Origin of the sequence: Acinetobacter sp. FL (assembly GCF_040744925.1) — a bacterium.
Classification (GTDB): domain Bacteria; phylum Pseudomonadota; class Gammaproteobacteria; order Pseudomonadales; family Moraxellaceae; genus Acinetobacter; species Acinetobacter radioresistens.
In genome coordinates this window covers 2332280-2349837 of record NZ_CP160437.1, presented here as the reverse complement: position 1 = coordinate 2349837, position 17558 = coordinate 2332280, and the positions used below count along the sequence as shown (strand labels likewise).

Below are 17558 nucleotides of genomic sequence, written 5' to 3'. Positions count from 1 at the left end.
TTCTCTTTATCTAATCATTTATGCCACACGTTAGATGGCAGAAAAAATTAGAGAAATACAGGTAGGTAAATCGCCTATTATTTTTATTCCTATACAACTCTCTTATTCCTGCTCTGTAGAAGGCGCAGCGTTTGGTTCCAGCATACGAGTCACTAGAAGCTGGTCTATTTTGAAATGGTCAACATCTACGACTTCGAACTTGTAGTTGGTATAAATTACTACATCGGCAGGGCGTGGAATCTTGCGGAGCTGGTACATCATAAAACCAGCTAAGGTTTCATAGTTGTCTTCATCTGGCATTTCATCAATTTCGAGGGCATGTTTCAAATCTTCGATGGGGGTACTGCCATCAATTAACCAGGAATTATTATCCCGTTTAATGATTTGCTGTTCTTCTTCAAGTGGCGTCACCCAATCCCCCATAACAGTAATCATAATGTCACTTAAAGTAATTACCCCGACCACCAAAGCATATTCATTAATAACAACTGCAAACTTTTCTTTGGTTGAACGAAAACGGTCAAGCAGTTCAGAAAGCGTTAGCGAATCTGGTATGGTCAATACAGTACGTATGGTATTTTCATTGAGTTGAAGCAGGGACTGGTTATTTAAAATTCGTACCAATATATCTTTGGCGTCTACATAGCCAATTACTTCATCGATATGTTCATTACAAACCAGAAATTTTGAATAGGGATATTCTGCCAGTTTCTGACGAATGCTGGCTTCGGACTCTTTTAAAGTAAAGTACACCACATTTTCGCGGGTGGTCATACTTGAGGGTACGTTACGTTCTTCTAGCTCAAAAACATTTTCAATAAAATGATGTTCCTGTTTTTGCAGGACACCCGCCTGTGCACCTGCATCCATTACGGCAGAAATATCATCAAAAGTAATATTGTCTTCCCTAGTGGTATTTACTTTAAATAGCCGAAACAAAGTATTGGCAATTGCATTAATAAACCAGGCCAAAGGTTTACAGATCTTGATAAAAATCTGTATAGGGTTAATCACCGAAACAGCAATTTTCTCAGGCGCAATCATGGCCAAACGTTTTGGCATAAGATCTGCGAACAGAATAAAAAGTGAAGTTACCAGCGTAAAGGAAAGAGCAAAACCTATCGTTTCTGTCCAGGGCCCTTCATAAAAACGGTCAATCAGATTTACAAAATAAGGGCGGAAAGCTGCCTCACCCAAAATACCACCTAAAATTGCTACCGCATTTAGACCAATTTGGGAGGCTGCGAAAAAGTCTGCCGACTGCTCTTGTAACATTAAAACTTTAGTTGCGCGCTCGTCTCCGGATTCTGCCAGAATCTTGAGCTTGACCCGACGAGCGCCAGCCAGTGCAATTTCAGTTAATGAGAGAAAACCTGCACCAATGATCAGGAGAATAATGATGACAATATTTTGAAAAAGGCTCACAAGACACCTGTGTGATTCATCGTTATTATGAAATTGTTTTAACACAAAAAAGGCTTAAGGAATAAGAATTCTCCTTAAGCCTTAGAGTATAAACCGAAAAATAGAAAATAAAGAAATTTACTCTCTAGTAATGAGGTGATAATTGTGAATTATTCATCAGAAATTCTCGGTTTTCATCTTCAATCATCTGACGGGCTACATATAAAATTAACTGACGTAACCAGCGATGGGCAGGGTGATGATGCAAAAGCGGGCACCATGCCATCTTCAGCTCAAACTCAGGAATATAAAATGGCGGATCTTTAATAATCAGATTTTGGCTTTTCGCCTGTAGACGTGCGATACGTGTTGGTAATGTCGCAATCAGATCAACATTTGCAGCCAGGAGCGCCGGCATCTGGTAATGCCGGGTAAAAACTGAAATCTTGCGTTTCTGGCCAATACGTTCTAAAGCTTGATCAATCCAGCCCAGCCCGGCCTGCTTCTCAGGATTCACCCCAAAACCAACGCCCATACCTGTTTTAGACACCCAGATATGCTGGGCATCCAGATAACTTTTCAGGTTCAGATTGTTCATGGCGGGATGCTTGTTATTCAGCAGACAAGAATAACTGTCACGCCACACCAGTACCTGATGAAAACTCTGTGGAATCTCATTAAAACGGTTAATGGCCAGGTCAACTTTACCTTGCTCCATATCACGGTAAGACACATCGCTTGGTGTTAAGAAGTCCAGTACAACATTGGGTGCTTCTGAACGCAAGGCCTTGACCAGACGTGGCACCAAGGTTGCTTCAGCATAATCTGAAGTCATAATACGAAATACGCGATTAGACGTATAAGGACGAAATTCGGTACGTGGCTCCAGAATCATGGAAAGATCAGCCAGCGCATCACGAATACGCGGCTGTAACTCTAGAGCACGTTCAGTCGGGGTCATACCCTCAGATGAACGGATCAGCAGTGGATCATTGAACAGGTTACGTAAACGACGTAAAATATTACTCATGGCGGGCTGGGTTACCCCGAGTTGTTCTGCTGCACGAGTTACATTTTTTTCGCGAAGAAGGACATCAAGATAAATTAGTAGATTCAGGTCTACCCGCTCAAGATTCATAAAATAAATACCGAAAATAAAAATGTTAAATCATATTGAATTATGCCACAGTTAAATATATTTGTGCTAAAAGCACTGAAAAATTCAGATAAATAATCTGAATAAGTTTAAAAGGTATTAATCAGTAAAAATCCAATTTTATTGATTAGAATAATTATTTAACTTTAAATGGAGTAAAAATTTAAAAGTTCAATCTATATACAAATGTATTTTTATAAAAAACCTTAAATGATAATTTTTTCTCTTAATTTGTAAGCCCTGCTTGGAACTATAAAAGCACTCCACTTAAGTCTAATAAACAAAAAATGGCTAAATACTAAACATTAAAAGTCAAATCTTATTTTAAATAATTTAATAAAAACAATGATATAATATATTGAAACATAATTATAATACGACTTTGATCTAGGTATTTTCTAAAAAAATATTGAAAATCAATGGAGAATATTGGATTAATTTTTTTATCACCACTAAGCTGTGTTCATCGTAACGAAGTGTTCTAAATCTAAACAAATTATACCGAGTATGATTTAGTACCTCGATTGATGAACTCCTAAAATGAATACAGGAAAATATCATGACTACATATCAAACAGCGATAGATGCAGTACGTGAATTAAAAGCTAAATTTGGCGACACTTGGCGTGATATCAGCCCAGAAGATGCTGCTCGTATGCAACTACAAAACCGTTTCAAAACCGGTTTAGATATTGCTAAATATACAGCTGCTATTATGCGTCGTGATATGGCTGCTTATGATGCTGACTCTAGCAAATATACTCAATCTTTGGGTTGCTGGCACGGTTTCATCGCACAACAAAAAATGATTGCGAACAAAAAATACTTCGGTACAACTGAACGTCGCTATATCTACCTTTCTGGTTGGATGGTTGCTGCACTTCGTTCAGAGTTCGGTCCACTTCCTGACCAGTCTATGCACGAAAAAACTTCTGTTCCTGCATTGATCGAAGAAATTTATACGTTCTTGCGTCAAGCCGATGCGAAAGAACTGAATGATCTGTTCCGTGCTTTAAATAAAGCTAAAGAAGCGGGTGATTCTGCAAAAGTTGCTGAAATTACTAGCCAGATTGATAACTTCGAAACTCATGTTGTACCAATTATTGCTGACATCGATGCTGGTTTTGGTAATGAAGAAGCAACTTACCTGCTTGCCAAGAAAATGATCGAAGCGGGTGCTTGTGCACTTCAAATTGAAAACCAGGTTTCTGACGCAAAACAGTGTGGTCACCAAGCTGGTAAAGTAACAGTTCCACATGAAGACTTTATTGCGAAAATTCACGCGCTTCGTTATGCATTCTTGGAAATGGGTCTTGAAGACGGTATCATCGTTGCACGTACTGACTCTGAAGGCGCTGACCTGACTCAAAAAATTCCAGTGGTTAAAGAGCCAGGCGACATCGCTTCTCAATACATCAGCTACCTAGATACAACTGAAATTGATATCTCTGAAGCTCAAGAAGATGAAATCCTGATTAAACGTGATGGTAAATTACACCGTCCTAAACGTTTGGCATCTGGTCTGTACCAGTTCCGTGAAGGTACTCAAATCGACCGCGTTGTACTTGACTGTGTAACCAGCCTGCAAAACGGTGCTGACTTGCTGTGGATCGAGACTGCAACACCAAACGTTGAAGAAATTGCATACATGGTTAACCGTGTGAAAGAAGTTGTTCCAAATGCGAAGCTTGTTTATAACAACTCTCCATCGTTCAACTGGACTTTAAACTTCCGTCAACAAGCTTACGACCGTTGGGTTGCTGAAGGTAAAGACGTTTCTGCATATGACCGTGCTAAATTGATGAGCGCTGAGTATGACGATTCTGAACTGGCTGCCGAAGCTGATGCGAAAATCCGTACCTTCCAGGCAGATGCTTCTCGTGAAGCAGGTGTATTCCATCACTTGATCACATTGCCGACTTACCATACAGCTGCGCTCTCTACTCATGAGCTGGCTCAAGGTTACTTCGGCTCTGAAGGCATGTTGGCTTATGTTGCTGGTGTACAGCGCAAAGAAATCCGTGGTGGCATCGCTTGTGTGAAACACCAAGCAATGGCGGGTTCTGATATCGGTGATGATCATAAAGAAATTTTCGCTGGTGATAACGCGCTTAAAGCGGGCGACGATGCGAAAAACACAATGAACCAGTTTGCTAACCACTAAGGTTTAAGCTGATTCAAAAAAACCCCGCTTCTGCGGGGTTTTTATTTGATCGACGTTAAAAAACTAAAATAAATTTTTTAAAACTCTTTCTTCAAGGTGTAATTCAGCTTGCTATCTATTTTTTCACCAGTAATGCGATCGCGCAATTCAGCAAAGCTTTCACCAATAAAATATTTACGCTGATCACCAGCTTGGTCCAGTACAACTAAAGAAGGGTTGGCAGCATCAAAATGGAACAGCCCACGCACCTTAAATTTGTTATTTGGCCCTTTACCTAAATATTCTTCTGTCAATTCATAAGTTTTATCGGCATGCAGTTCCAGCTCTGTTTTAATGCCTTCGCAGTCAGCACAAGGTAATATACCTTCATATTCACCCTCCCAGTCGAGTGAGTTTTCAACATTATGGGCGCTATCCGCCATTTGAGCTTTACGAGAAGTCGATGGAGTAGGCGTCATTACAGTAATAGCATGTCGATCATTATCTTTTTCAGAATGTTGAGTAGCCTGCTCATTTGTACTACAGGCCGTAAAGAAAATAGATGAGATCGTAAAAATACAGATAGTCTTTTTCATTATTCCCTCTTGGCAGTTCGTGAATAAATAATTTATATAGATAAATTGATATAAATATTTTAATAGAGTAAGTATTTCGACTTATAGGTCATCATTAGAAATTACTACAACACTGTAAATAAAATGCTACTAAAATAGTTACAGGCCAAAACTGGCCTGTCTTTAACTAATTTTGTTATGTTGGAATGATCTGGTCAACTAGATAGAAGCTTGGTACAAAGTTATTTCTGCTTCTGAGGAATTCCTTTATCAATTTCTTTCTGCTGTTGTTCTTTCTGTTGTTCTTCTTTTTCAGAGAATTTTTCATGAGTATTGTCCGTATGCTGAACATGCGGATTATCATTCGCAGCGTTTGGTGTAGTCATAAGAATTACCTCTAACATGGCTATTTTATAGGTTCAATATAGAAGTATTAAGTCTGTGTCACGAGTAGAGATCTGTATTTAAGTGTTAAGCAATGTTAGGTCTAAAATAACGCTATTTTATTTCGCAAATTATTCTTATATTAGTCTTGGATCAGATGAAAATTAAATTTATACATATATATATTAATTGCATGTATTTTGATCAAATTTAGATTTAATCTCCCTCTTTTATACAGAATAAATTGTTAGAATCTGCCTCCTTTTAGAAAGTGGGTAAGCTTGAGTGTTAAGAAAAATTGCAGAATATAGCTTGGGCCTGATGGGGTGGGAAACAGATAATCAATGGCCACAAGGTCTTGAACAGTGTGTAATGATTGCTGCGCCGCATACCAGTAATTGGGATGCTGTTTATGCCCGGCTGGCCTTAAAAGTTTTAGGGGTTAATGTACGTATTACTATTAAAGACAGTTATATGAAGTTTCCTCTAGGGCCGTTTGTTCGTGCTATGGGCGGTATTGGTATTGACCGCAGTCCAAAAAAAGAAGGACAAGCCCGTGCAAGTATGGTGCAGCTGATGGCTGACCTGTTTAAAGAGCATCCTCATCTGGTAATGCTGGTAACACCAGAAGGCACACGAGCCAAGCAAGAAAACTGGAAAACTGGTTTTTATCATATTGCAATGACTGCCGGTGTTCCAATTGCGCTTGCTTATATGGACTATAAAAAGAAACGGGCAGGAGTCGGTAAAATCATTTATCCGACTGGAAATTATGAGCAGGACATGCAGGAAATTATGCAGTTTTATGCCAATATCGAGCCTAAATTTCCAGAAAAGTTCAGTGTTGATGTACGTTATCTAAATTAATTTTGTTTACTATTTCCTGAATATAGAAAACAGACTCAAGTCTGTTTTCTATAAAATATATTTTAATTGTAGTCCTAATGGCCTGTTCTAGCATAATAAAACCAGTTTAGTTGGTTGAAGAGTGATTACGTTATTTTAGCACCAAGTATAAGCAGCAGAGAGCTTAACAATAATAGAATCCGTTATTTTTTAATATGGGCATGGTATTAAGTCTTAAAACCTTAATTATAAATTCTCTCACTTTATTCATCTGGACTAATTCCTCCTAACGATTCGCAAGCCGCCTTATAAAGTTGATATTGTTGTGCTACAACTTCATCAAGAGGCATATCGAGCTCTGCTTCTCCATCCTTATAATTTTCTATATAGCTTCTTACTTTGGCTTTAGTGGCTCCAAGAGTCTGCTGGTGATAAGTATTAATATCGCTATGGGTAATCTGAGTACTTTCAATATTATTACATTCAAACTGGCTGAACAGCTTTTCTGCTCGTTTAAGCTCAGCGGATGAGCCAAATGAACAGCCAGTCAAAAGGATTAGGCTGGAAAATAATGCTAAAATTTTCATTACTTTTTCATGCAGCATAAAAAGGGCGGTATTGTAACGACTTCCTGTTTATACTGCTGTTGAGAGCAGTAAAATTTTCTGGATTTTGTGTTTGCTTGTTGAATAAATCAGCAGTATTCCTAAATTTATTAAACAGAGTCGTCTTATCCTTTAACTAATCCACCATCCACAATCAGATTCTGGCCCGTCACTGCACGTGCAAATGGGGACAAAAACATTAAAATGGCATCTGCAAATTCTTGAGGTGTAACCACCCTTCGTAGTGGTGTAGAGGCTGCGATAAGTTGAAAGACTTCATCTGGTGTGGCTCGGCTGGCGTCTGTAGCTTGTAACAGGCCGCCAGAAAGCATATTTACATTAATACCATATGGCCCTAAATCATGTGAAGCAGTGCGGGTAAAGGCTAATAATGCAGCTTTTGCAGTAGTATAGTCATGATAGGGGACTACCGGATTCTGAACCAGATTAGTACCAATATTGATAATACGGCCAAAATGTTCGGCTTTCATATCAGTAAATGCAGCTTGCGTAGTATTTAGTGCGGCCTTCACTGCACCTTCAAACTGGCTTTGCATTGTCTGCCAGCTTAGCTCTTCTATTTTGGGACGCGCATCGCCATTAAACTGAAATTGAACCAAGGCATTATTGATGACCGAGTTAACTGCCTGCCCGAAATGCTGTTTAGCAGCTTTAAACATGGCCTGTACCTGAGAAGAATTGGTCACATCAGCCTGATAAATAAAAATCTGTTCTGGAAAATTTTGTTGTAACTGTCGTGCTGTTTCATGACTGCTCATATAGTTAACTACTACACGGGCTCCCTGACTCACTAATGCTTGAGTGATCGCTAAGCCTAAACCACGGGCACCTCCCGTCACCAGTACTACCTGTTCTTGAATATTCATATAACTTTGTCCTGTAACTTTTTAGTTAAAATAGCAATTTATGGGTAAAAGATAAAAATGAAAGCTATTTTAAACCCTGTTGAAATCGCATTCGGCCTGTAATGGGCTGATATACGCCATTGTAATTCTTCTTTTAAATTAGAAGTTGGAAATAATATTTTAAATATCTGTAATTTAATATAAAAATAAATAATGAACAAAAAGTGAAGAAAGTTTGCAGAGCTTAAAGAGACTGAAAGATTCGGCAACATTGTATTGGCTGATTCTTCATAAAACCCTTTCATACTCATTTTTTATTAATAAGTAATTCAGGAGGTAAGATGAAACAGCTGTTCTTACTATGGTTAACCATGGCGGTATTCAGTGGAGCTGTTGCGGCGCATATGAATGATTATCCGGAACAGTCTGTAAAATCTTCTTCACCGGTGTACCATTTTAATTTACAGGCTGGAAACAGCCGGATGACTGAAGATGTTAAAAATGGCCGGCCACGACCTAATCTTATCCAGTCTGGTCGGGGGAACCGTTTACAGGGAAACCGTAAGCTACGGCCATAACAATAGAACTAGCTCTACGTTATTTACTCTGTTTCTGGTAAAGACCAGCTCTTACTGTACCAGCCCTAGTTTGCTTAAGCAGTTGCCAGTTCGCAGGCAACTGGAGCCACTGTAACTCCCGATCTGCTTCTACATAAATATAAGCCTGATCTTTAATGAGTGGATCAGCTAGCTCAGCAAGTTCCTGCCACAAGTCCAAGCTATAGGGAGGGTCTAAAAACACTACATCAAAGCTTTGTTGAAGTGTAGGTAAAACCTGTTGTGCAGTCGCAATCTTGAGCTGGCTGTTTTCAGCTTTTAACAGCTGACGGTTTTGCTGAAGGAAGCTGGCCTGTATAGTGTTGGGTTCAATCATAACAACTGAAGCGGCACCACGTGACAAAGCCTCAAAAGCAAGTGCACCAGATCCTGCACAGATATCTAGAATATGGGCATTCTGGATTTCCCACATGAGCCAGTTAAACAGCGTTTCACGTACCCGGTCTGGAGTGGGCCGTAAGCCTTCAATACTGGCAAATGGCAGCTGACGCCGTTTCCATTCACCACCAATAATGCGGAGCTGGTTTTTCATCTTTAATCACTCTCTACATTTTGTACGCGGCTAGCCATATTGGATTGAACAACAGGCTGGTTTGAACCAGATGCTGTTTCAGGTGCAGGGATACCTGTAGTACCACTAGGTAGCTCTGCCGGTTTAATACCAGCAGTCATCAAGCCACCGCTGATCTGGTGTGCACTTGGGCGGATCGGATTTTTCTCTTTTTTGACCAGCCAGTAATCGAAAATGGGGCGGGCGAGCTGTGCAGCGGAACCACCATGACGACCATTTTCCCAAACTACCGCAATGGCAATTTCAGGATTTTCAGCAGGTGCAAATCCTACAAATAAGCCATGATCAAGCTGGCGTTCAGTAAGCAAGGATTCATTATAACGCTTGCCTTGTGCAATACTTTTAACCTGTGCTGTCCCTGTTTTTCCTGCAATATGATAAGACAGGCCACTACGGATTCCTTTACCTGTACCGGTTTGAATTACGTCCACCATGGCCTCACGCATCTTGATCCAGTCTTCAGGTGTTCCATTAAACTGGATTTTTCCATTGGTGCCGTTATGCACATGGTAAGTTTTGGTCCCGCGGGTCTCACGTAAAACATGAGGCGTTACCCGGGAGCCCTGATTGGCCGTAATAGCTGTGGCAAGAGCCAGTTGTAGGGGAGAGGCAGTAAATGCACCCTGACCAATACTGACTGAAATTGTTTCACCTTTAAGCCATTTTGCTTTACGGGTACGCATTTTCCATTCAGGATTAGGATACAGACCTTCGCTTTCGCTAGGCAGATCTACGCCAGTTTTTTCACCAAAACCAAACTGACGCATCCAGGCATTCATTTTCTCAATACCCATACGGTAAGAGAGCACATAGAAGTAAGTGTCGCATGATACATTTTGAGCTTTATGCAAATTTACCATGCCATGGCCAGTTTTTTTATGATCACGGAAACGGTGGCTGTCACCGGGCAAAGTAAAGTAACCCGGATCAGAAATAGCAGTATTCCAGTCGACATAACCATAATGAATACCACCTAATCCAAACATGGGTTTGATGGTTGAACCCGGAGGATAAGCTCCCTGTACGGCACGATTATATAAAGGCTGGTCCAGATTATCACGGAGACCGCTATAGTCTGTATGGCTGATACCAGTTACAAATAAATTCGGATTAAAGCTGGGACTGGAAACTAGCGCCAGAATTTCACCAGTACGAGGATCAAGGGCAACAATGGCACCACGACGGCCAGCCAGCTGTTCCGTGGCAACCATTTGCAGGCCATAATCAATAGAGAGATAAAGATCATTACCACGAACCGGGTCTTTACGTCCCAAATTGCGTAACACATTACCATGTGCATCTGCCTCAACTGACTCGTTCCCGGGAATACCATGCAGCAGTTCTTCATAGGACTTTTCAACACCAATTTTTCCAATCAGGTTAGTGCCGGCATACAGATCTTTATCAATTTTCTTAAGTTCTTTATCATTAATCCGGCCCACATAACCAATAACATGGGCAAATAGGTCACCATGTGGATAATAACGAGTCATCTGGGTTTCAATATTGACTCCCGGAAACTGATATTTTAATTCGCTAAACTTGGCAATATCTGTCTCGGTCAGATTCATTTTGATTGCCACACGTTCAGTTTTTCTGGAAGCTTTGATTCGGCTTTCAAAACGGGCAATATCTTCAGGAGTCAGACTTAAAACTGGAGTAAGACGCGCCAGCGTAGCCTCAATATCTTCGATATCTGCACGGCTCATGGTTGCTGAAAATACCGGATAATTATCAGCCAGAAGAATACCGTTTCGGTCATATATATAGCCGCGGGCAGGTGCAATCGGTTGCAGGCGAATACGGTTTTTATCTGAAGCTGTACTGAATTCGTCATAATGCGCAATCTGCAAATATGCGTAATGTCCTGCGAGTAAAAGTAAAAAGAACGCCACAATACCCATTGTGATGAAAATGCGGCTACGATAAATCCGCTTTTCCTGCTGTTCATTTTTAAGGGGGAAATGCTGCTTCATACGGCGTACTTTGACCAAACGTACAGGGAGAACAAATGACCGGCTATTTTAGCCTATCATCATTTGGAATGATCAGTTATTTTTAAATAAAGTAAAAAATAAATAAGCTGCCCATTCTTTGACTTTATAGACAGCAAAATTCTAAAGTGCTGTATATAACAAGCATATTAATTCTGTTAAAGTCAGGAATTAGGCCAGCTGGACTGCTGTTGTTTTTACAGGGAAAATGGAGAAAATAATGAGAAAAATCTATCCCTTACTGGCACTCTTTGTGCTGGTAAATGCTGCCCATGCCCAAAATTTACTTCAGGCCAAGCTGGGAGCAAAGGACGCTGCTAGCTGGAATGTAGGCGCAGGGATAACCCAAGAGCTTCTTCATCTAAATGCTGAATGGGTTAATCAATATGGTATTGCTTACACTAAAGCTGGTGTTTTTCTGGACGATGATAATCCGTTTGGTGCCCAAGTTGGCTTCCGTTATCCATATTATTTCACCGGAGAAGCTAAAAACGGTTACTATATCGGTGCCTATCTGGGACATCTCGACAGTCAATTTAACAATAACGAGTACAAGTCTCGTTTAGGTGCGGGTATAGATTTAGCATATGTCTGGCTCAGTCCTGAACGGATCAGTACTTTAAGTGTCGGACTGGGAGCGGCAGAAAAGTTTAAGAACCAGGCGGGTGAAGTAACTGCCGATACTGAACCTCAACTACAATTTTCTTACACCCTGAGTTTTGGCCTGAAGTAAAAATAGCGAACTTGATAACGTGAATAATTTAGCGAATAGAAATAAATACGAGAGTCATGCATGTTAGAGTACGTCAGTGAACTGTGGCAAACCTTTTCAAATCGACCTGATTTTTGGGCCGTGCTCAGCATTATTCCTGTCACAGCTTTTGTTACTTGGGCCCATGTCTGGATGGCACTGAAAATGGTGTTTTATCCAATCAATTTCTGGGGCTTTTACTTAGGTCCTATTCCAATTGGCTGGCAAGGAATTGTGCCGCGTAAAGCTGGCCGTATTTCGGGCATTATCACTGACAATACCTTATCTAAACTTGGGTCGCTTCAAGAGTTTCTCGAGGCAATGGACCCAGCCGATATGGCACGTATTATTGGTGAGCAGGTTGGTTTTGAACTGGAACACCTGATTGATGAGGTTATGCTGGACCGTAATGCTGTGCTCTGGGAAAACCTGCCGTATTCAATTAAACGCCGTATTTACGCACAGGCCCACAAGCAGCTTCCGGTTGTTCTGCATGACTTGGTCACTGAGCTTACCCTGAATGTAGAATCTCTAGTCAATATGCGTGAGATGGTAGTTCGCCAGATGGAAGGTGACCGTTTGCTCATGGTTCGCATGTTTCTGAAAGTTGGCCAGAAAGAGATTAACTTTATCTGGCATATTAGTGCCCTGATTGGTATGTTTTTTGGTATCTTCCAGATGATTGTCTGGTTTGTAGTACCTTGGCACTGGACAGTTCCTTTCTGGGCATCCATCTGGGGGTTCCTGACCAACTGGATTGCAATCTGGATGGTGTTTAACCCGGTAGAGCCACATTACATTCGCTATCCACAGTTATTCCGTTTAACTAAAGACCGTAAATTCCCGTGGATTGTACCTGTCTTGCGTATAGGCCGTTATAATATGCAAGGCGCTTTTATGAAGCGTCAGGATGAGGTCTCTGATGTATTTGCAAGAGTAGTGACTGAAGACCTCATTACTTTAAAATCGATTATGACCGAAATGATGTACGGTACCCGTAGAGAGAAAACCCGTCGTATTGTAAAACGTCATATTAATGAAATTATGGAAACTCCGCTGGTTCGGACATCGTTACAGCTGTCTTTAGGGCCAAAAGAATACGCAAGACTCAAGACAGACTTGATCGATCGCTCAATTGAAATTACGATGGTGCCTGTGTGTGACCCGGCATTCAATGCGAGCCGTGCACAGAAGATCTATCAAATGTTTAGAGACCGTATTCGCGAATTGACGCCTAAAGAATTCCAGAACCTGTTACGCCCTGCGTTTCAGGAAGATGAGTGGATTCTGATTGTATTGGGCGGTGTAACCGGATTTTTCGCTGGTTTAATACATTTGTTTGTCGCCTTTTTATAATTGTTGATGGCTTCCTTCTTATAAAGAGTCGCCACAAGAAATGACAATTACAACGCTAGTTATTATGTAAATGTCGAATACATTGTTAAAATGAGGATGTTTTTTTATGCGCATTATCTTACTCGGACCACCTGGAGCAGGCAAAGGCACTCAGGCTCAGTTGATCTGTAAGCGCTACAATATCCCACAAATTTCAACCGGTGATATGCTCCGTGCTGCAATTCGTGAAGGTACTGAATTAGGTCTTAAAGCTAAAAGTGTGATGGATGCTGGTGGTCTGGTGTCTGATGAGCTGATCATCGGACTGGTTAAAGAACGCATTGCTCAGCCAGATTGTGAAAATGGTTGTATCTTTGACGGCTTTCCTCGTACCATTCCGCAAGCTGAAGCGCTGGAAAAAGAAGGCATAGCCATCGATCATGTCATTGAAATCGATGTACCGGACGAAGAAATTGTAAAACGTCTCTCTGGTCGCCGTCAGCATCCTGCCTCTGGCCGTGTATACCACATCGTCTATAACCCGCCTAAAGTAGAAGGTAAGGATGATGAAACTGGTGAAGATCTGGTACAGCGTCCGGATGATCTTGAAGAAACTATTCGTAAGCGTTTAGGTTCATATCATACTGAAACTGAGCAGCTGGTAGGTTTTTATCAGGGCCGTGCCGCCTCTGGTGAAAATGCGCCAACTTATAATAAATTAAATGGTTTGCGTGCTATTGATGAAGTTCAGACTGAACTGTTTGCTATTTTAGACCAGACCAAATAAAACTCGGGTAAGCTCGAGATTCTTTTGACTTTAAAAGGGTCCTAAGCCATATTAGGGCTCTTTTATTTTATGCAGAGCAGAGGATGGATCAATGCTGAAAATTGGCTTGATTATCTTAGTTATTGTTTTTTTTATTATCTTGCTGGCCTTGCTTTATCAAAGTCAAAAAATATTACGTGCTGTAGAAAAGCAGGAAGCTCAGGAAAAAGCCAACAGACCAGCGCCTAAACGTCGACTGCATCCTAAACTTCAGGCACAGCAAAAGCAGAAGAAATAAAAATATCTTACTTATCTGAAAGTTGTGGAATTAATGTGGTGATGGCTTGTTCTGCGCCCAAGGCATAACGGTCCGGCCAGTTACATACATCGGCCACCACACATTCAAAACATTTTGGCTTACGTGCTATGCAGATGTAACGACCGTGTAAAATCAGCCAGTGATGTGCATCAACTATAAATTCTTTCGGTATTACTTTTAATAGCTGCTGCTCGACTTCTAGTACGTTCGTACCTGGTGCGAGGCCAGTCCGGTTACCTACTCGAAAAATATGAGTATCTACAGCCATGGTCGGTTGCCCAAACGCGGTATTGAGTACTACATTGGCTGTCTTACGGCCTACACCAGGCAAAGCTTCAAGCTCTGCACGAGTTTCTGGAACTTGGCCATTATGCTGTTCAATCAGAATTTTACAGGCTTTAATCACATTTTCTGCCTTGGCATTATAAAGGCCAATCGTCTTGATATAGGCTTTTAAACCCTCGACACCTAAGGCATAGATTGCCTCCGGCGTATTAGCCACAGGAAAAAGTTTGTCGGTTGCTTTATTTACACTTACATCCGTAGCCTGAGCCGAAAGTGTAACTGCAACCAGTAGCTCAAAAGGGCTAGAAAACTTGAGTTCGGTGGTAGGGTGAGGACGCTGCTGGCGTAAACGCTCAAAAAAAGTATAAACCTGTTTTTTATTCATTTTTTTTACAGGTTTGCTAGTTACTGTACTCATTTTGATGATTCCTGTAGAGCCTGTAACTGCCGGTTTAATTCTGTCAGCTGTGTCTGTTTGTGTGCATCTTCACGTACAGAGAGCTGTTTTTCCAGTTTTTTAATCTGGGTACGTATTTTGGCGAGTTCAATTGTTGTCTGTGCACTTACCGTGTTCTGAATAGATATATCTTTCTGTTTTACTTCAATCGCTGGAACTGCATCAGTCTGCTGTGAAAAGCGTGCAAACAGTTCACTGTCAATCTCCGCACGTACAACAGGACCTTTCCGATACATCCGTCGAGTTTCCTCACGTTGGATATGCGCATAATAACGACGGCGTAAATCGTTCTGCTCCTGAATCCGTAAATCTTCTGTAGGCAAGGGCTGAACATCTTCAATCAGGTCAATACAGTCAACTGGGCAGGGGGGAATACACAATTCACAGCCTGTACACAGGTCAGTCAATACAGTATGCATGAGTTTACCACTGCCTATAATGGCATCCACTGGGCAAGCGCTAATACATTTGGTACAACCAATACATTCATCTTCACGAATTACTGCTTTCATGCGTTGCGGACGTCCATCCGCCTGAATTGGCCAGACACTTTCTTCAGCTTTTAGTGCTCCACGATCGAGCAGTTTTGCCAAAGCATCTGCTACCGGCTGCCCCCCAGGAATGCATTTATTGGCGGCTTCACCTTCAGCAATAGACTGCGCGTAAGGCAGGCATCCATCACGATGCCCACATAGTCCGCATTGGGTTTGTGGTAAAAGGGCATCAATTTGGCGAATCATGGAAATGGTTGAATTCATGGTCAAATCATAAGTGCACAGCAAAAAAACAGGAAAAGCAGAAAAATGCCTGATCGGAAATAGTATTTTAACATATCTCAGCGCTATAATTTGCCGAGTTTCACTGTAATGTTTCAGTAGATAGATAATATTGACAAGTGATTAACTGATCGGAATTATGATTAAAAGTGATGTAATTCATAAAAAAAAGTAATTTAATTATCATTTTAATTAAACTTTTTTTAAAAAAGTCTTGTGCTAGCAGTGTAAACGATATTTAATAATTTGCGCCAAAATATATCACTTTGAGTAAATTTTTGCACAATTTTGAATCACCTTTCTGCAGAGGACTAAGCGTTGAAATATAACAGCCTTAACGACTTCTTAGACTACGTCAAAGCACGTGATCCACATCAACCAGAGTTTTTACAAGCTGTAGAAGAGGTGATGACCAGTTTATGGCCTTTTATTGAAAAGAACCCAAGTTATGCAGAACATGGCCTGCTTGAGCGTTTAGTCGAACCAGAACGTGCTATCCAGTTTCGTGTTTCCTGGGTAGATGACCAAGGTCAAACTCAGGTTAACCGTGCATTTCGAGTACAATATAATTCGGCAATTGGGCCATTCAAAGGTGGAATGCGCTTCCATCCTTCTGTAAACCTTTCTATTCTTAAGTTTCTTGGTTTCGAGCAAACTTTTAAAAATGCATTGACCACATTACCAATGGGTGGTGGTAAGGGCGGTTCTGATTTTGACCCTAAAGGTAAGTCAGAAGGTGAAATCATGCGTTTTTGCCAAGCATTAATGATCGAGCTTTATCGTCATTTAGGCTCAAATACCGATATTCCTGCGGGGGATATTGGAGTAGGCGGTCGCGAAGTTGGCTACATGGCCGGCATGATGAAAAAACTCAGCAATGACACTTCATCTGTATTCACGGGTAAAGGTCTGTCATTTGGTGGCAGTCTGGCCCGTCCCGAGGCTACCGGTTACGGTACTGTATATTTTGCAGAAGAAATGCTTAAAACCCGTAACGAGGTTTTTCAGGGTAAAGTGGTTGCAATCTCGGGTTCTGGTAATGTTGCCCAGTATGCTGCAGACAAGGCCATGTTCTTGGGTGCTAAAGTAGTATCCCTGTCTGATTCAAACGGTACTGTCTACGTAAAAGATGGCTTTACTGATGAATTACTTGCAGAGGTCATGGAACTTAAAAACGTGAAGCGTGGCCGTATGTCAGAATTCGCTTCCAAGCATGGATTTGAATATCTTGAAGGTAAACGTCCTTGGGGAATTAAATGCGACATCGCACTACCATGTGCTACACAAAATGAACTCGATGGTGATGATGCACGTCAACTGTTAGCCAATGGAGTGATGTGTGTGGCCGAAGGTGCCAACATGCCTTCTACCCTTGAAGCAGTAGAAGAGTTTGTTAAAGCAAAAATTCTTTATGCACCAGGCAAGGCATCAAATGCAGGTGGCGTGGCTACCTCAGGTTTAGAGATGTCTCAGAATGCACTGCGTTTAGGCTGGAGCTTTGAAGAGGTAGATGAGCGTCTGCATGCGATCATGAAAGAGATTCACCGCAACTGTGTAAAATATGGTACTCAGGAAGATGGTACTGTCAATTATGTAGATGGTGCTAACATTGCTGGTTTCGTAAAAGTTGCTGATGCCATGCTGGCACAGGGCGTATACTAAGTTTTTCTAAAATTACTTATAAAAAACCGATGCATTGGCATCGGTT

At 41.2% G+C, this 17558-nt stretch carries 18 protein-coding genes; 8 read left to right on the top strand and 10 right to left on the bottom strand.

Features of this window, described 5'->3' with window-relative positions; translation table 11 throughout:
* Nucleotides 1-102 precede the first annotated feature (102 nt).
* On the bottom strand, nucleotides 103-1425 hold the full coding sequence (locus ABZP31_RS10990; protein ID WP_248133794.1) for a hemolysin family protein: 1323 nt from the start codon (nucleotides 1423-1425) through the stop codon (nucleotides 103-105).
* Between the two features lie 124 nt (nucleotides 1426-1549).
* The gene (locus ABZP31_RS10985; RefSeq protein ID WP_005019090.1) at nucleotides 1550-2542 is read right to left on the bottom strand and encodes a LysR family transcriptional regulator; all 993 of its coding nucleotides are present in this window, start codon (nucleotides 2540-2542) and stop codon (nucleotides 1550-1552) included.
* A 577-nt stretch (nucleotides 2543-3119) separates the two neighbouring features.
* Here ABZP31_RS10985 and ABZP31_RS10980 point away from each other — a divergent pair.
* Nucleotides 3120-4724 (top strand): isocitrate lyase, encoded by a 1605-nt coding sequence (locus ABZP31_RS10980; RefSeq protein WP_005019091.1) that lies wholly within the window; start codon nucleotides 3120-3122, stop codon nucleotides 4722-4724.
* A gap of 77 nt (nucleotides 4725-4801) precedes the next feature.
* Here the strand turns inward: ABZP31_RS10980 and ABZP31_RS10975 are convergent, their stop codons facing one another.
* Together ABZP31_RS10975 and ABZP31_RS10970 are read right to left on the bottom strand one after the other, a co-directional pair.
* Nucleotides 4802-5299, bottom strand: coding sequence for a copper resistance protein NlpE (locus tag ABZP31_RS10975; RefSeq protein ID WP_248130390.1), 498 nt, complete (start codon nucleotides 5297-5299; stop codon nucleotides 4802-4804).
* Between the two features lie 221 nt (nucleotides 5300-5520).
* Nucleotides 5521-5664, bottom strand: coding sequence for a hypothetical protein (locus ABZP31_RS10970; protein WP_005019096.1), 144 nt, complete (start codon nucleotides 5662-5664; stop codon nucleotides 5521-5523).
* A gap of 283 nt (nucleotides 5665-5947) precedes the next feature.
* Between ABZP31_RS10970 and ABZP31_RS10965 the strand changes: the two genes are divergently transcribed.
* Nucleotides 5948-6529 carry a 1-acyl-sn-glycerol-3-phosphate acyltransferase gene (locus tag ABZP31_RS10965; protein WP_101161161.1) on the top strand — a complete coding sequence of 194 codons (582 nt, stop codon included), beginning with the start codon at nucleotides 5948-5950 and terminating at the stop codon, nucleotides 6527-6529.
* Between the two features lie 242 nt (nucleotides 6530-6771).
* Here the strand turns inward: ABZP31_RS10965 and ABZP31_RS10960 are convergent, their stop codons facing one another.
* Nucleotides 6772-7095 (bottom strand): hypothetical protein, encoded by a 324-nt coding sequence (locus ABZP31_RS10960; RefSeq protein WP_248133795.1) that lies wholly within the window; start codon nucleotides 7093-7095, stop codon nucleotides 6772-6774.
* A 143-nt stretch (nucleotides 7096-7238) separates the two neighbouring features.
* A complete protein-coding gene (locus ABZP31_RS10955) occupies nucleotides 7239-8000 on the bottom strand; it encodes a 3-oxoacyl-ACP reductase (protein WP_005019100.1) in 762 nt (253 codons plus the stop codon).
* A gap of 320 nt (nucleotides 8001-8320) precedes the next feature.
* On the opposite strand from ABZP31_RS10955, the gene ABZP31_RS10950 reads away from it, so the two are divergent.
* Nucleotides 8321-8557: a hypothetical protein gene (locus tag ABZP31_RS10950; RefSeq protein ID WP_248133796.1), complete on the top strand. Its 237-nt coding sequence runs from the start codon at nucleotides 8321-8323 to the stop codon at nucleotides 8555-8557.
* Nucleotides 8558-8576: 19 nt separating this feature from the next.
* On the opposite strand, the gene rsmD is transcribed toward ABZP31_RS10950, so the two are convergent.
* Together rsmD and mrdA are read right to left on the bottom strand one after the other, a co-directional pair.
* Nucleotides 8577-9128: a 16S rRNA (guanine(966)-N(2))-methyltransferase RsmD gene (rsmD, locus tag ABZP31_RS10945; RefSeq protein ID WP_248133797.1), complete on the bottom strand. Its 552-nt coding sequence runs from the start codon at nucleotides 9126-9128 to the stop codon at nucleotides 8577-8579.
* A gap of 2 nt (nucleotides 9129-9130) precedes the next feature.
* The gene (mrdA, locus tag ABZP31_RS10940; RefSeq protein WP_248133798.1) at nucleotides 9131-11143 is read right to left on the bottom strand and encodes a penicillin-binding protein 2; all 2013 of its coding nucleotides are present in this window, start codon (nucleotides 11141-11143) and stop codon (nucleotides 9131-9133) included.
* A gap of 238 nt (nucleotides 11144-11381) precedes the next feature.
* On the opposite strand from mrdA, the gene ABZP31_RS10935 reads away from it, so the two are divergent.
* From ABZP31_RS10935 to ABZP31_RS10920, 4 genes are all read left to right on the top strand, one after another.
* Nucleotides 11382-11894, top strand: coding sequence for a hypothetical protein (locus tag ABZP31_RS10935; protein WP_111281859.1), 513 nt, complete (start codon nucleotides 11382-11384; stop codon nucleotides 11892-11894).
* Nucleotides 11895-11954: 60 nt separating this feature from the next.
* Nucleotides 11955-13268: a hypothetical protein gene (locus ABZP31_RS10930; protein WP_005019113.1), complete on the top strand. Its 1314-nt coding sequence runs from the start codon at nucleotides 11955-11957 to the stop codon at nucleotides 13266-13268.
* 106 nt (nucleotides 13269-13374) lie between these two features.
* Entirely contained in the window at nucleotides 13375-14034 is a 660-nt protein-coding gene (adk, locus tag ABZP31_RS10925; protein ID WP_005019114.1) for an adenylate kinase, read from the top strand.
* Nucleotides 14035-14125: 91 nt separating this feature from the next.
* On the top strand, nucleotides 14126-14311 hold the full coding sequence (locus ABZP31_RS10920; protein ID WP_367156801.1) for a hypothetical protein: 186 nt from the start codon (nucleotides 14126-14128) through the stop codon (nucleotides 14309-14311).
* 7 nt (nucleotides 14312-14318) lie between these two features.
* Here ABZP31_RS10920 and nth read toward each other — a convergent pair whose 3' ends face one another.
* Both nth and ABZP31_RS10910 read right to left on the bottom strand, forming a co-directional pair.
* Complete coding sequence (gene nth / locus ABZP31_RS10915) at nucleotides 14319-15035, bottom strand: endonuclease III (protein ID WP_248130387.1); 717 nt, start codon at nucleotides 15033-15035, stop codon at nucleotides 14319-14321.
* Complete coding sequence (locus ABZP31_RS10910) at nucleotides 15032-15832, bottom strand: RnfABCDGE type electron transport complex subunit B (protein ID WP_005406811.1); 801 nt, start codon at nucleotides 15830-15832, stop codon at nucleotides 15032-15034. Before ABZP31_RS10910 ends, nth begins: the two co-directional genes overlap by 4 nt.
* A gap of 336 nt (nucleotides 15833-16168) precedes the next feature.
* Between ABZP31_RS10910 and gdhA the strand changes: the two genes are divergently transcribed.
* Nucleotides 16169-17512, top strand: coding sequence for an NADP-specific glutamate dehydrogenase (gdhA, locus tag ABZP31_RS10905; RefSeq protein WP_005019118.1), 1344 nt, complete (start codon nucleotides 16169-16171; stop codon nucleotides 17510-17512).
* The last annotated feature ends 46 nt before the right edge of the window (nucleotides 17513-17558 follow it).

What these genes read in the sequence shown, in the direction of transcription:
- ABZP31_RS10950 (WP_248133796.1), top strand. Translation starts at nt 8,321, where the DNA reads ATGAAACAGCTGTTCTTACTATGGTTAACCATGGCGGTATTCAGTGGA.
- mrdA (WP_248133798.1), bottom strand. Translation starts at nt 11,143, where the DNA reads ATGAAGCAGCATTTCCCCCTTAAAAATGAACAGCAGGAAAAGCGGATT.
- ABZP31_RS10935 (WP_111281859.1), top strand. Translation starts at nt 11,382, where the DNA reads ATGAGAAAAATCTATCCCTTACTGGCACTCTTTGTGCTGGTAAATGCT.
- ABZP31_RS10910 (WP_005406811.1), bottom strand. Translation starts at nt 15,832, where the DNA reads ATGAATTCAACCATTTCCATGATTCGCCAAATTGATGCCCTTTTACCA.
- ABZP31_RS10985 (WP_005019090.1), bottom strand. Translation starts at nt 2,542, where the DNA reads ATGAATCTTGAGCGGGTAGACCTGAATCTACTAATTTATCTTGATGTC.
- adk (WP_005019114.1), top strand. Translation starts at nt 13,375, where the DNA reads ATGCGCATTATCTTACTCGGACCACCTGGAGCAGGCAAAGGCACTCAG.
- ABZP31_RS10980 (WP_005019091.1), top strand. Translation starts at nt 3,120, where the DNA reads ATGACTACATATCAAACAGCGATAGATGCAGTACGTGAATTAAAAGCT.
- ABZP31_RS10960 (WP_248133795.1), bottom strand. Translation starts at nt 7,095, where the DNA reads ATGAAAATTTTAGCATTATTTTCCAGCCTAATCCTTTTGACTGGCTGT.
- ABZP31_RS10920 (WP_367156801.1), top strand. Translation starts at nt 14,126, where the DNA reads ATGCTGAAAATTGGCTTGATTATCTTAGTTATTGTTTTTTTTATTATC.
- nth (WP_248130387.1), bottom strand. Translation starts at nt 15,035, where the DNA reads ATGAGTACAGTAACTAGCAAACCTGTAAAAAAAATGAATAAAAAACAG.
- rsmD (WP_248133797.1), bottom strand. Translation starts at nt 9,128, where the DNA reads ATGAAAAACCAGCTCCGCATTATTGGTGGTGAATGGAAACGGCGTCAG.
- ABZP31_RS10930 (WP_005019113.1), top strand. Translation starts at nt 11,955, where the DNA reads ATGTTAGAGTACGTCAGTGAACTGTGGCAAACCTTTTCAAATCGACCT.
- ABZP31_RS10955 (WP_005019100.1), bottom strand. Translation starts at nt 8,000, where the DNA reads ATGAATATTCAAGAACAGGTAGTACTGGTGACGGGAGGTGCCCGTGGT.
- ABZP31_RS10970 (WP_005019096.1), bottom strand. Translation starts at nt 5,664, where the DNA reads ATGACTACACCAAACGCTGCGAATGATAATCCGCATGTTCAGCATACG.
- ABZP31_RS10975 (WP_248130390.1), bottom strand. Translation starts at nt 5,299, where the DNA reads ATGAAAAAGACTATCTGTATTTTTACGATCTCATCTATTTTCTTTACG.